Raw genomic sequence first — 12,303 nt, forward strand, 5'->3', positions numbered from 1 at the left:
TAGTCCGTCGAGGGGTCCGGATCCGGCATGGGTTGCCGGATCGGGCCCACGGGTCGACCCTGTAGGGAACTACGAGGGGGAGACATGGCGACCAGCACCGACGACCAGCCCACCGAGCTCAGGAGGGTCCTCGGACCCAAGCTGCTGCTGCTCTTCATCATCGGCGACATCCTCGGCACGGGCGTCTACGCCCTCACCGGACAGGTCGCGGCCGAGGTCGGCGGCGCCGCGTGGCTGCCCTTCCTCGTCGCGTTCGGCGTCGCGCTGCTGACCGCACTGTCCTACCTCGAGCTGGTCACCAAGTACCCGCAGGCCGCCGGTGCCGCGCTCTACGTCCACAAGGCGTTCGGCATCCACCTGTTCACGTTCATGGTGGCCTTCACGGTCATGTGCTCCGGCATCACGTCGGCCTCGACGGCCGCCCGCGCGTTCGCCTCGAACCTCGCCGTCGGCATCGACTGGAAGGCCTCGAACTTCGAGATCATGCTGATCGCGCTGGGCTTCATGCTGCTCGTGGCCGCGATCAACCTGCGTGGTGTGAGCGAGGGCGTCAAGACCAACGTCGTGCTGACGCTGATCGAGCTCTCGGGCCTGCTGCTGGTCATCCTCGTCGGCCTGTGGGCGATCGCCGGTGGCGACGCCGACTGGGGCCGCGTCGTCGCCTTCGAGACGCCCGACGACAAGAACGTCTTCCTCGCCGTCACCACGGCGACCTCGCTGGCCTTCTTCGCGATGGTCGGCTTCGAGGACGCGGTGAACATGGCCGAGGAGTGCCACGAGCCCAACCGCATCTTTCCCAAGATCATGCTGACCGGCCTGGGCGTCACCGGAGTGATCTACCTGCTGGTGTCCATCTGCGCCGTGGCGATCGTGCCCGTGGGCGAGCTGGCCGGCAACGACACCCCGCTGGTCACCGTGGTCGAGCGCGGCGCCCCCGACATCCCGATCGACCAGATCCTGCCGTTCATCTCGATGTTCGCCGTCGCGAACTCGGCGCTCATCAACATGCTGATGGCCAGCCGCCTGCTGTACGGCATGTCGAAGCAGGGCATCATCCCGCGCAGCATCTCCAAGGTGAGCAGCCGCCAGACCCCGTGGGCCGCCATCGTGCTCACGACGGCCCTCGCGCTGGGCCTGATCACGTACGTCTCGAACGCCAGCACCGAGGCCGTCGCGATCCTCGGCGGCACCACGAGCCTGCTGCTGCTGGCCGTCTTCGCGGTGGTGAACACCGCTGTGCTGGTGCTGCGCAAGGACCACGTGGAGCACTCGCACTTCTCGACCGCGGCGCCGATCGCCATCCTCGGCGTCATCACCTGCGTCTACCTGGTGACTCCCCTGTCGGGCCGTCCCGCGGAGCAGTACGAGATCGCCGGCGTGCTGCTGGTCATCGGCCTCGTGCTGTCGGTGCCGATGTACCTGCTGAGCCGCCGCCGGGGCGAGCGGCTGGAGGTGGGCTCGCCGGACGACCTGCCGCCCCACGACATCCCCTGACCCCCAGCCGCTCGGCGGCTGGCTCGCTTCCTAGTGGCCGCCGCCGACGCGCTCGGGGTACTTCTTGGAGTACCAGAGGCTGGCCACGGCCGTGATCGTCAGCGTCGCGATGATGACGCCCAGGCTGAGCAGCGTGGGCACCTCGGGCACCGGGACCGGGCCGATGTGGTGCACCGGCTCGCCGCCGTTGATGAACGGCAGCTCGTTCTCGTGCAGCGCGTGCAGCACCAGCTTGATGCCGATGTAGAACAGCAGGAACGCCAGGCCGTACGACAGGAACACGAGGCGCTGCAGCAGGTCGCCCAGCAGGAAGTACAGCTGGCGCAGACCCATCAGTGCGAACACGTTCGCGGTAAAGACGATGTAGGGCTCCTGCGTGAGCCCGAAGATCGCCGGGATCGAGTCGAGCGCGAACAGGATGTCGGTGGTGCCGAGCGCGATGATGACCAGCGCCATCGGCGTGATCGCACGACGGCCGTTCTCGCGGACGACCAGCTTCAGGCCGTCCCACGTGTCGCTCAGGTTGAAGCGCTTGCGCGCGAAGCGGACGACGGCGTTCTCGACGTCCTCGTCCTCGTCGTCGTTCTTGGCCAGCTTGATCGCGGTGTAGATCAGGAAGGCGCCGAAGATGTAGAACACCCACGAGAACTCGTTGATCGCCACGGCGCCGAGCGCGATGAAGATGCCGCGGAACACCAGCGCCAGGATGATGCCGACGAGCAGCGCCTCCTGCTGGTACTTCCGCGGGACGGCGAAGCTGCTCATGATGATGATGAAGATGAACAGGTTGTCGATCGACAGGCTGTACTCGGTGAGCCAGCCCGCGTAGAACTCGATGCCGTACTGGTGGCCGTGGAACGACCAGACCCAGGCGCCGAAGGCGACGGCCAGGCCGATGTAGAACGACAGGTAGAGCGCGCACTCCTTGGTGGTGGGCTCGTGCGGCTTGCGGGCGATGACGATGATGTCGAACAGCAAGATGGCGATGGTCACCCCGATGGTGACACCCCACTCGAGCGTGCTGACGTTCACAGGCGGTCCTCTGTTCTCTCCGGGTCGGCTACGACTCGGAGGTCTCTTCCACCGGGCTGTGCAGCGAGCCGGTCCGGCGTCCCGGGGTGGTCGACGATGACCCCCGTGCTGACGAGACGCCGGTGATGGGAATACTCCCCTCCGCCGGAACAGTCTCGCAGCACGGTGGTGACAGCGCCAATTCAGGTGCCGGCGCCGAGCATGCCGCGCAGCTCGCGCTTGAGCTCGCCGATCTCGTCGCGCAGGCGCGCGGCCACCTCGAACTGCAGGTCGGCCGCGGCCTGGTGCATCTGGTCGGACAGCTGGTCGATGAGCGCCGCGAGCTCGCCCGAGGGCAGGTCGGCGAGGTCCTTGGTGTGCTGGCCCAGCGGCACCGCCGCGCCCTTGCGCTTGTGGTCGCCGGTGGCGGCGAGCAGCGCGCGGGTGTCCTCGTCCTCGCGGGCGAGCATGTCGGTGATGTCGCCGATCTTCTTGCGCAGCGGCTGCGGGTCGATGCCGTTCGCCGTGTTGTAGGCGACCTGCTTCTCGCGGCGGCGGTTGGTCTCGTCGATCGCCGAGGCCATCGAGTCGGTGATCCGGTCGGCGTACATGATGACCTGGCCCGACACGTTGCGCGCCGCGCGGCCGATCGTCTGGATGAGCGAGCGGCCCGACCGCAGGAAGCCCTCCTTGTCGGCGTCGAGGATCGCCACGAGGCTGACCTCGGGCAGGTCGAGGCCCTCGCGCAGGAGGTTGATGCCGACGAGGACGTCGTACTCCCCCATCCGCAGCTCGCGCAGCAGCTCGACGCGGCGCAGCGTGTCGACCTCGCTGTGGAGGTAGCGGGTGCGGATGCCGGCCTCGAGCAGGTAGTCGGTGAGGTCCTCGGACATCTTCTTGGTCAGCGTGGTGACCAGGACGCGCTCGTTGCGCTCGACACGGTCGTTGATCTCGCCGATGAGGTCGTCGATCTGGCCCTTCGTGGGCTTGACGATGACCTCGGGGTCGATCAGGCCGGTGGGGCGGATGACCTGCTCGACGACGTCGCCCTCGACCTTGTTCATCTCGTAGTCGCCCGGTGTGGCCGAGAGGTAGACGGTCTGGCCGATCCGCTGGAGGAACTCGGGCCACTTCAGCGGCCGGTTGTCCATCGCGCTGGGCAGCCGGAAGCCGTGCTCGACGAGCGAGCGCTTGCGGCTCATGTCGCCCTCGTACATCGCGCCGATCTGCGGGATCGTCACGTGCGACTCGTCGACGACGAGCACGAAGTCCTGCGGGAAGTAGTCGAGGAGGCAGTTCGGGGCCGAGCCCGGAGGGCGGCCGTCCATGTGCAGCGAGTAGTTCTCGATGCCGGAGCAGGTGCCGACCTGCTCCATCATCTCGAGGTCGTACGTGGTGCGCATGCGCAGGCGCTGGGCCTCGAGCAGCTTGTTCTCGCGCTCGAGCACCTCGAGGCGCTCCTCGAGCTCGAGCTTGATCCGCTCGATCGCCCGGGCCATCACCTCGGGGCCGGCGGCGTAGTGCGTGGCGGCGCCGACGTAGAGCTCCTGGTCGTCGCTGAGCACCTCGCCCGTGAGCGGGTGCAGGGTCATGAGGCGCTCGATCTCGTCGCCGAAGAACTCGACCCGCACCGCCATCTCCTGGTAGACGGGGAAGATCTCGACGGTGTCGCCCTTCACGCGGAACGTGCCGCGGGTGGAGCTGACGTCGTTGCGCACGTACTGCGCCTGGACGAGCGTGCGCAGCAGGTGGTCGCGACCCATCTCGTCGCCGACCTTGAACCCGATCATGCGGTTCAGGTACTCCTGCGCCGAGCCGAGGCCGTAGATGCACGACACGGTGGCGACCACGATGACGTCGCGCCGCGTGAGCAGCGACCACGTGGCCGAGTGGCGCAGCCGCTCGACCTCCTCGTTGATCGAGGAGTCCTTCTCGATGTAGGTGTCGCTCTGCGCGATGTACGCCTCGGGCTGGTAGTAGTCGTAGTACGACACGAAGTACTCGACGGCGTTGTTCGGCAGCAGCTCGCGCAGCTCGTTGGCGAACTGCGCGGCGAGGGTCTTGTTGGGCAGCATGACGAGCATCGGGCGCTGGAGCTGCTCGGCCAGCCAGGCCGTGGTGGCGGTCTTGCCGGTGCCGGTGGCGCCCATGAGGACGACGTCGTTCGTCCCGCCCTGGATGCGCTGCGTGATCTCGGCAATCGCGGCGGGCTGGTCGCCGGCGGGCTGGTACTCGGAGACGACCTCGAACGGCGCCACCTGCCGCGTGAGCTCGGAGACAGGTCTCATGCGTCGAGCCTACGGGCGAGGTCCGACATTTCGCGCGTCGGCGAGAGAGGACCGGTCAGCGCCTGACGCGGTACCGCAGGTACATCAGCCCGGCGGCGCACTCGCGGCTCTCGACGAGGTCGAGGTCGACCCGCCGGCGACCGTGCGAGAAGAAGGGGATGCCCCCGCCGACCAGGACCGGACTCACCCGCAGCCGGTACTCGTCGATGAGGTCGAGGTCGGCTGCCTGCGCGGCCAGCGTGGCGCCCCCGATCGCGATGTCACCGTCGCCCGGCTCGGCCTTGAGCCGCTCGATCTCCTCCTGCAGCGTCCCGGTGGCCAGCCGCGCGGCGCCCTGCACCTCGGTGAGCGAGCGCGAGAGGACGACCTTCGGCAGCGGGTTCCACCGCTCGGTCCACCGACGCTCCAGGTCGCTCAGGTCGGGGTCCTCAGCAGCCGTCTCCCAGTAGAGCATCGTCTCGTAGACCCGCCGGCCCATGAGGTGCGTGGAGACGCCCGCGATCTCGTCGAGCGAGATCTCCATGATCTCGGTGATCGTCTCGTCGGTCGCGCCCCAGTCGAAGGAGCCGTCGGGCCCGACGATGTAGCCGTCGAGCGTCAGTCCCATCGAGTACGTCACGTCGTGCATCGCGTCTCCCCTGCCGTCGGTCGTCCGAACGTACGACGCCGGGTCTCAGTCCGTCGAGGGGTCGGGCGCGATCCCGAGCGTGCGGATCGTGGTGGCCAGGCCCCGGTACTGACCGACGAGCAGCGTGAGCTCGATCGCCTGCGCCTCGTCCCAGTAGGCGCGCAGCCGAGCCCAGGTGGCGTCGTCGATGCCCTCGTGCGCGATCAGCTGGTCGGTGGCGGCGAGCAGCACGGCGTCCGAGGGCCTCCAGCCCTCGAGGCCGTCGGCACGCGTGCGCTCGATCTCCTCGGTCGTCAGTCCGGCGCGCCGGCCGAGCCGCACGTGGTGACGGCGCTCGTAGTCGCTGTCGCAGTGGTGCGCGACGCGCAGGATCACGACCTCGGTCTCGCGCCGCGGCAGGCGGCCGCGCAGCATGAGGGCCCCCGAGTAGAGGAGCCAGGCCCGGAACAGCGAGCGGTTGCGGCCGAGCGTGGTGAACAGGTGGGCCTCGCGCACGCCGGCCCCGCGGGACAGCGCCTTGCCGAGCAGGAAGTTCACGAGCCCGAGCTGGCGGCGGCCGCCCGGGGCGACGCGGGGCGCCCTCATCGGCCCGCCCCGGCCTTCGCCTTGGCCCGCGTGAGGCTGCGGTTGAGAAGCCGCATCACCGCCTCGTACCCCCACGGGAACCAGCGCTGCGCGTAGTGGCCGAGGCGGATGTCGCGCGAGGTGTAGACCCAGTAGCGCCGACGCTCGAGCCCCTTCACGATCGCGGCCGCGGCCTCGTCGGGCCTGATCGCGTGCCGCAGGAACCGGCGCTCGACGGCTTGCATCGACGGCGCCGAGCGGTCGACGCCGACCACCTCGAGACCCTCGACGAGCGGCGTCGCCACCGCGCCCGGGCACACGAGGCTCACGCCGATCCCGTGGCGGCGCAGGTCGAACCGCAGCACCTCGGAGACGCCCCGGAGGCCGAACTTGCTGGCGCTGTAGGCCGCGTGCCACGGCAGGCCGAAGATCCCCGCCGCGCTCGAGACGTTGACCACGTGTCCCCCGCGGCGCGCCTCGATCATGGCGGGCAGGAACGACGACATCACGTGCACCGGTCCCATGAGGTTCACGTCGATGAGCCGGCGCCAGTGCTCCTCCTGGAGCCGGTCGATGGTCCCCCAGATCGAGATGCCGGCGATGTTGAGCAGCACGTCGAGCGCGCCCACCTCCGACCCGACCTCGGCGGCGAGGGCGCGCACGGCGTCGGCGTCGGTGAGGTCGACGGCACGCACCATGAGCACGCGTCCGCCCGCGGCACGCACCTCCTCAGCCGTCCGCTCGAGTCCCGCGGAATGGAGATCGGTGAGCACCAGGTGGGCCCCCTCCCGGCCGAGTGCGACCGCGGTGGCGGCGCCGATGCCCCCGGCCGCTCCCGTGACGAGGCACCGCTTCGTACGAATGTCCAACTTCCCCATGCCGTCACCCTAGCGGTGTCCTGCCTCACAGTTTCTGCCTCGGCGGGCCGACGCGGCCGGTGCAAACGCGGACCAGACCGATAGGGTCGGTGTCATGGCCATCGTCGAGCGCAGGGCGCAACGCACGCGCGAGATCCTCGATGCGACCCGCGCGCTCTTCGACGAGCGACGCATGCGGGACGCGCAGATCGAGGACATCGCCCGGGCGGTCGGCATCAACCGCGCGATCATCTACCGCCACTTCACCACGAAGGAAGAGCTCTTCGCGATGACGCTGGTGGACTACCTCAACCAGCTCGAGTCGCGGCTGGCCAAGTCCGACGACCCCGAGCTGACCCCGGGCCAGCGGATCGACACCATCACCGTGGAGTTCCTCTCCTACGGCACCGAGTACCCGGCCTTCGTCGACTGCGCGCAGTCCCTGCTGCGCCACCGCGGCTCCGAGCTGCTGGAGCAGATCAGCCTCGAGCGGCTCACCGAGCTGGGCGCGGCGATCAACCGCTGCTTCGACCACATCACGTCGGCGATCGAGGCGGGCAACGCCACCGGCGAGTTCGACGTCAAGGACCCCGAGCTCATCGCGAACATCATGTACACGCAGGGCCTGGGCATCCTGAACCTCGTGACCTTCCAGCGCTCGATCCGCGAGCTCAACTCCGGGCTGCCCACGATGGAGCACCTGCCCACGACCGAGGTCCTCGACCTCGCGAAGCGGTCGGTGCGCGCCATCGTCGAGCGCCCGGACTGACCCTCCCCCAGACGCGAAGCGGGGCCGGTGGCTGATGCCACCGGCCCCGCTGTCGTTCGTGCGTCAGCGCTCGAGGATCGCCACGACGCCCTGACCGCCGGCGGCGCAGATCGAGATCAGGCCACGGCCCGATCCCTTCTCCTCCAGCAGCTTCGCGAGGTTGGCGATGATGCGGCCGCCCGTGGCCGCGAACGGGTGCGCGGCGGCGAGCGACGAGCCCTTGACGTTCAGCTTGTCGCGGTCGATCGAGCCGAGCGGGCTGTCGAGGCCGAGGCGCTGCTTGCAGAAGTCCGCGTCCTCCCACGCCGCGAGGGTCGACAGCACCTGGCCGGCGAACGCCTCGTGGATCTCGTAGAAGTCGAAGTCCTGGAGGGTCAGGCCGTTGCGCTCAAGCATGCGCGGCACCGCGTACGCGGGCGCCATGAGCAGGCCCTCGCCGCCGTTGACGTAGTCGACGGCCGCGGTCTCGTAGTCGACGAGGAACGCCTTGACGTCCCAGCCCCGACGCGCGGCCTCCTCCTCCGAGGCCAGCAGAGCGACGGAGGCGCCGTCGGACAGCGGCGTGGAGTTGCCGGCCGTCATCGTGGCGGCGTCGCCCAGCTGCCTGCCGAAGACGGGCTTGAGCTTGGCGAGCTTCTCGACGGTGGAGTCGGGGCGCAGGTGGTTGTCGCGCTCGACGCCGTTGTAGGGCGTGACGAGGTCGTCCTGCCAGCCCGACTCCCACGCAGCGGCCAGGTTCTGGTGCGAGCGCGCGGCGAGCTCGTCCTGCGCCTCGCGGGTGATGCCCCACTCGTGGGTGGTGAGCGCCTGGTGGTCGCCCATCGACAGGCCCGTGCGGGGCTCGGCGTTGCGCGGCTGGTCGGGCGCGAGGTGGCTCGGGCGGATCTTGCCGAACAGCTTGAGCAGGGCCTTCTTGTCGCCCTTGGCGTTGGCCTGGTTGGCCTGCAGCAGGATCTTGCGCAGCTTGTCGTTGACGGCCAGCGGCGCGTCGGACGTGGTGTCGGTGCCGCCGGCGATGCCGAACTCGATCTTGCCCAGGGCGATCTTGTTGGCGACCTGGAACGCGGCCTGCAGGCCCGTGCCGCACGCCTGCTGGATGTCGGTGGCGGGCGTCGCGGGTGAGAGCTTGGAGCCCAGGACGACCTCGCGGGTGAGGTTGAAGTCGCGCGCGTGCTTCAGGACGGCTCCGGCGACGACCTCGCCGGCGCGCTCGCCCTCGAGGCCGAAGCGCTCGACGAGCCCGTCGAGGGCGGCGGTCAGCATGTCCTGGTTGGAGACGCCCGTGTAGACGGTGTTGGACCGCGCGAACGGGATCCGGTTGCCGCCGATGACGGCGACGCGGCGGATGGTGGCGGCGTCCTGGGAGGCGGCCTTCGAGGCCTTCGTGGAGGGCTTGTCAGCCATGAGGAACCTTTCGTCTGCGACCTTCGTCGCTTTCCTTTGCCGTGGCGCTGTCGTGCAGGCTAGAGTCACCTTAACGCGTTCAGATACCGATGGTATCTGAGAGATCCGAGAGATAGGACACACCCTGCGATGAGCGACCGTTACAAGTCGATGGTCCAGAACCCGATCGGTCAGTTCTTGGTGAAGAACCTGGGCCTGCCGAATCCGCCGGAGCTGGAGCGCTACCGCGGCGGCGCGCTGGTCGACGGTCCCGTCCTGATCGGTGGCGCCGGCCTGGTCGCCGAGTCCCTCCCGGGTCTGCTCAAGGGCGCCGGCATCGACACCACCACCGTGCGCGCCGAGGGTCGTCGCTACAAGGGCCTCGTCTTCGACGCCTCGATCATCGACTCCGCCGCCGGCACCGTCGCGCTCCAGGAGTTCTTCACGCCCGTCCTGCGCAGCCTCGCGTCCAGCGCCAAGATCGTCGTCGTCGGCGTGCTGCCCGAGCGCGCCGGCTCGGTCGGCGCCGCCATCGCGCAGCGCGGCCTCGAGGGCTTCGTGCGCTCGCTGGGCAAGGAGATCGGCGCCAACGGCAGCACGGCCAACCTCGTGTACGTCACGCCCGAGTCGAAGGACGCGATCGGCTCCACGCTGCAGTTCCTGCTCTCGCCGAAGTCCGCGTTCGTCGACGGCCAGGTCGTCCGCCTCGGCACCACCGACCTCGTCGAGGCCGACTCCCCCGCCGACCCCGCGCTCCCGCTGGCCGGGAAGGTCGCCCTCGTCACCGGTGCCTCGCGTGGCCTCGGCGCCGCGATGGCCCGCACCCTGCACCGCGACGGCGCCACGATCATCGGCCTCGACGTCCCGCCGCTGCAGGCCGACCTCGACGCGCTGATGGAGGAGCTCGGCGGCTCGTCGATCGTCTGCGACATCACCGCCGACGACGCGCCCGAGACGATCGCAGCCGGCCTCGGCGACGGCGTCGACCTCGTGGTGCACAACGCGGGCATCACGCGGGACAAGCGCCTCAAGAACATGAAGTCCGAGAACTGGGCGAAGGTCGTCGACATCAGCGTCGGCGCCCCCGAGCGCATCACGGCCCACCTGCTCGAGCAGAAGCTCATCCGCCCCGGCGGTCGCGTCATCGGCATCTCGTCGATCGCCGGCATCGCGGGCAACAACGGCCAGACCAACTACGGCACGGCCAAGGCCGGCGTCATCGGCTTCGTCCAGGCGCTCGCCCCGCAGGTGGCCGGCGACGGCATCACGGTCAACGCGATCGCGCCGGGCTTCATCGAGACCGACATGGTCAAGACGATGCCGCTGGGCATCCGCGAGGCCGGGCGCCGCCTCAGCTCGCTGTCGCAGGGCGGGCAGCCCGTCGACGTCGCCGAGGCGATCGCCTGGTACTGCCACCCCGGCTCGTCCGCGATCTCGGGGAACGTCGTGCGCGTGTGCGGCCAGGGCTTCCTCGGGGCCTGACATGAGCACCCGCACCTACGAGAAGGCCCCCGCGGGCCTGCCGCTCATGCTCAAGGCGGCGCTGCCGGCGATCCCGGTCGTCGGCACGCTGCCGGGCATCAAGCACGAGAAGGGCGGTCTGCCCGACGTCACGCTGCGGCGCACGCGGGTCGCCACCGACCTCGCCCACCTCGACCGCTACAACGAGGTCTGCGGCTTCTCGCGCGCGGACACGCTCCCGGCGACCTACCCGCACATCGCGGCCCACACGCTGCACCTGAGCCTCATGACGGACACGGCGTTCCCGTTCCCGCCGATGGGCGCGGTGCACCTGCGCAACCGCATCACGCAGCACCGTCCGATCGGCCGCGAGGAGATCTACGAGCTGTCGCTGCGCGCCACCTCCGACGACCCGCACCCGAAGGGCCGGCTCATCTCGCTGGTCAGCGAGGCGCACGTCGGCGGCGAGTTGGTGTGGGACGAGACGATGACCGTCCTGTTCCGCAGCCGTCACGGTGGCGACGAGCCCATGGTGCCGCCGCTGGCCGGCGTCGAGGCCCCGGAGGGGGTCGTGCACTGGAAGCTCGGCAGCGACCTCGGTCGTCGCTACGGCGCGGTCTCCGGCGACCGGAACCCGATCCACCTCTACCCGTGGACCGCCAAGGCGTTCGGGTTCCCGCGCCAGATCGCGCACGGCATGTGGACGAAGGCGCACGGCCTCGCCACGCTGCAGAACCGGCTGCCCGACGCCTACACGGTGGACGTCGAGTTCAAGAAGCCCGTCCTGCTGCCGTCCACCGTGGTGTTCGGCACCGAGTCCGAGGGCGACGTCACGACCTTCGGCGTTCGCGACGCGCGGAAGTCCGTCCCGCACCTCGTCGGCCGGATCACTCCGGCCTGACCGCCCTCCGGCCCGGCGGGGTCAGCGCTGCTCGCGCGGCTTCGCCGGCCGGATCAGGCCCTCCTGGGCCACGGTGGCCACGAGGGTGCCGTCCTGCGTGAACACGCGGGCGGTGCTCAGTCCGCGGGCACCCGACGCCGACGGGGACGTCTGGTCGTACAGCAGCCACTCGTCGACGCGGAACGGGCGGTGGAACCACACGACGTGGTCGAGCGAGGCCGGCTGGACCTTCGGCGAGCTGATCACCAGGCCGTGCGGCACGAGCGACGCGCCCAGCAGGCTGAAGTCGCTGTAGTACGTGAACGCGGCACGGTGCAGCTCGGGATCGTCGGGCAGCCGGTCGCTGGCCTTGAACCACATCCGCTGCACGACGGGGACGTACGGGCGCGTGGGATCGTCCTCCGGGCGCGGATCGCCGACGTAGCGCATGTCGAAGCCGCCCCACTCCTGCTTCCACTGCTCGGCGCCGTCGGGGCTGATGTACTTCACCAGGTCGAACATCGACGTGGCGTCCTCCGGGCCCGGCGTGGGCGGCAGGACGTCCTGGTGGTCCCAGCCCTCCTCGTCGCGCTGGAACGACGCGGTCATGTAGAAGATGACCTCGCCGTGCTGGCGCGCCGAGACCCGGCGCGTCGCGAAGGAGCGACCGTCGCGGACGCTCTCGACGTCGTAGATGATCGGGATGCTCGGGTCGCCGCCCAGGATGAAGTAGGCGTGCAGCGAGTGCAGGTGCTTGCCGTCGGTGACGGTGTGCTGGGCCGCGCTCACGGCCTGCCCGGCCACCTGGCCGCCGAAGACGCGCTGCAGGCGCGACTTGCGGGGCTGTCCACCGCGGAAGAGGTTCACCTCGAGCTGTTCGATCTGGAGCAGTTCGACGAGTTCGTTCACGGAGGCAGGCACGATCGCGATCCTATCGAAGATCGGCTCCGCCACCGGGGCGCCGGCGG

11 protein-coding genes are annotated in these 12,303 nt (G+C 69.6%); 4 read left to right on the forward strand and 7 right to left on the reverse strand.

Annotated elements, in window-relative coordinates:
- Window positions 1–84: 84 nt before the first annotated feature.
- On the forward strand, window positions 85–1,494 hold the full coding sequence (locus tag BJ975_RS08330) for an APC family permease (protein ID WP_179424808.1): 1,410 nt from the start codon (window positions 85–87) through the stop codon (window positions 1,492–1,494).
- A gap of 30 nt (window positions 1,495–1,524) precedes the next feature.
- Here the strand turns inward: BJ975_RS08330 and BJ975_RS08335 are convergent, their stop codons facing one another.
- The 5 genes from BJ975_RS08335 to BJ975_RS08355 all read right to left on the reverse strand — a co-directional run bounded on the left by BJ975_RS08335 (window position 1,525) and on the right by BJ975_RS08355 (window position 6,863).
- Window positions 1,525–2,526 carry a TerC family protein gene (locus BJ975_RS08335; RefSeq protein WP_179424810.1) on the reverse strand — a complete coding sequence of 334 codons (1,002 nt, stop codon included), beginning with the start codon at window positions 2,524–2,526 and terminating at the stop codon, window positions 1,525–1,527.
- A gap of 182 nt (window positions 2,527–2,708) precedes the next feature.
- Window positions 2,709–4,793, reverse strand: a complete 2,085-nt coding sequence (gene uvrB, locus BJ975_RS08340) for an excinuclease ABC subunit UvrB (RefSeq protein WP_179424812.1) — start codon at window positions 4,791–4,793, stop codon at window positions 2,709–2,711.
- A 55-nt stretch (window positions 4,794–4,848) separates the two neighbouring features.
- Window positions 4,849–5,421, reverse strand: coding sequence for a dihydrofolate reductase family protein (locus tag BJ975_RS08345; RefSeq protein ID WP_179424814.1), 573 nt, complete (start codon window positions 5,419–5,421; stop codon window positions 4,849–4,851).
- A 45-nt stretch (window positions 5,422–5,466) separates the two neighbouring features.
- Window positions 5,467–6,006, reverse strand: coding sequence for a carboxymuconolactone decarboxylase family protein (locus BJ975_RS08350; protein WP_179424816.1), 540 nt, complete (start codon window positions 6,004–6,006; stop codon window positions 5,467–5,469).
- On the reverse strand, window positions 6,003–6,863 hold the full coding sequence (locus BJ975_RS08355; RefSeq protein ID WP_179424818.1) for an SDR family oxidoreductase: 861 nt from the start codon (window positions 6,861–6,863) through the stop codon (window positions 6,003–6,005). The genes BJ975_RS08350 and BJ975_RS08355 overlap by 4 nt, the downstream gene beginning before the upstream one ends.
- 94 nt (window positions 6,864–6,957) lie before the next feature.
- Here BJ975_RS08355 and BJ975_RS08360 point away from each other — a divergent pair, with 94 nt between their 5' ends.
- The gene (locus tag BJ975_RS08360) at window positions 6,958–7,611 is read left to right on the forward strand and encodes a TetR/AcrR family transcriptional regulator (RefSeq protein ID WP_179424820.1); all 654 of its coding nucleotides are present in this window, start codon (window positions 6,958–6,960) and stop codon (window positions 7,609–7,611) included.
- Window positions 7,612–7,674: 63 nt separating this feature from the next.
- Here BJ975_RS08360 and BJ975_RS08365 read toward each other — a convergent pair whose 3' ends face one another.
- Entirely contained in the window at window positions 7,675–9,015 is a 1,341-nt protein-coding gene (locus tag BJ975_RS08365; RefSeq protein ID WP_179424822.1) for an acetyl-CoA C-acetyltransferase, read from the reverse strand.
- A gap of 129 nt (window positions 9,016–9,144) precedes the next feature.
- On the opposite strand from BJ975_RS08365, the gene BJ975_RS08370 reads away from it, so the two are divergent.
- Together BJ975_RS08370 and BJ975_RS08375 are read left to right on the forward strand one after the other, a co-directional pair.
- Window positions 9,145–10,476 (forward strand): 3-oxoacyl-ACP reductase, encoded by a 1,332-nt coding sequence (locus tag BJ975_RS08370; RefSeq protein ID WP_179424824.1) that lies wholly within the window; start codon window positions 9,145–9,147, stop codon window positions 10,474–10,476.
- Between the two features lies 1 nt (window position 10,477).
- Entirely contained in the window at window positions 10,478–11,356 is an 879-nt protein-coding gene (locus tag BJ975_RS08375; RefSeq protein WP_179424826.1) for a MaoC family dehydratase, read from the forward strand.
- Window positions 11,357–11,377: 21 nt separating this feature from the next.
- Here the strand turns inward: BJ975_RS08375 and BJ975_RS08380 are convergent, their stop codons facing one another.
- Window positions 11,378–12,256 (reverse strand): acyl-CoA thioesterase, encoded by an 879-nt coding sequence (locus BJ975_RS08380; protein ID WP_179424828.1) that lies wholly within the window; start codon window positions 12,254–12,256, stop codon window positions 11,378–11,380.
- Between the last annotated feature and the right edge of the window lie 47 nt (window positions 12,257–12,303).

The organism is Aeromicrobium tamlense (assembly GCF_013408555.1).
GTDB classification, from domain to species: Bacteria; Actinomycetota; Actinomycetes; order Propionibacteriales; family Nocardioidaceae; genus Aeromicrobium; species Aeromicrobium tamlense.

Excerpts from the sequence above, each read along its gene's own strand:
- BJ975_RS08330 (WP_179424808.1), top strand. The coding sequence starts at position 85 with ATGGCGACCAGCACCGACGACCAGCCCACCGAGCTCAGGAGGGTCCTC.
- uvrB (WP_179424812.1), bottom strand. The coding sequence starts at position 4,793 with ATGAGACCTGTCTCCGAGCTCACGCGGCAGGTGGCGCCGTTCGAGGTC.
- BJ975_RS08355 (WP_179424818.1), bottom strand. The coding sequence starts at position 6,863 with ATGGGGAAGTTGGACATTCGTACGAAGCGGTGCCTCGTCACGGGAGCG.
- BJ975_RS08350 (WP_179424816.1), bottom strand. The coding sequence starts at position 6,006 with ATGAGGGCGCCCCGCGTCGCCCCGGGCGGCCGCCGCCAGCTCGGGCTC.
- BJ975_RS08370 (WP_179424824.1), top strand. The coding sequence starts at position 9,145 with ATGAGCGACCGTTACAAGTCGATGGTCCAGAACCCGATCGGTCAGTTC.
- BJ975_RS08345 (WP_179424814.1), bottom strand. The coding sequence starts at position 5,421 with ATGCACGACGTGACGTACTCGATGGGACTGACGCTCGACGGCTACATC.
- BJ975_RS08365 (WP_179424822.1), bottom strand. The coding sequence starts at position 9,015 with ATGGCTGACAAGCCCTCCACGAAGGCCTCGAAGGCCGCCTCCCAGGAC.
- BJ975_RS08360 (WP_179424820.1), top strand. The coding sequence starts at position 6,958 with ATGGCCATCGTCGAGCGCAGGGCGCAACGCACGCGCGAGATCCTCGAT.
- BJ975_RS08375 (WP_179424826.1), top strand. The coding sequence starts at position 10,478 with ATGAGCACCCGCACCTACGAGAAGGCCCCCGCGGGCCTGCCGCTCATG.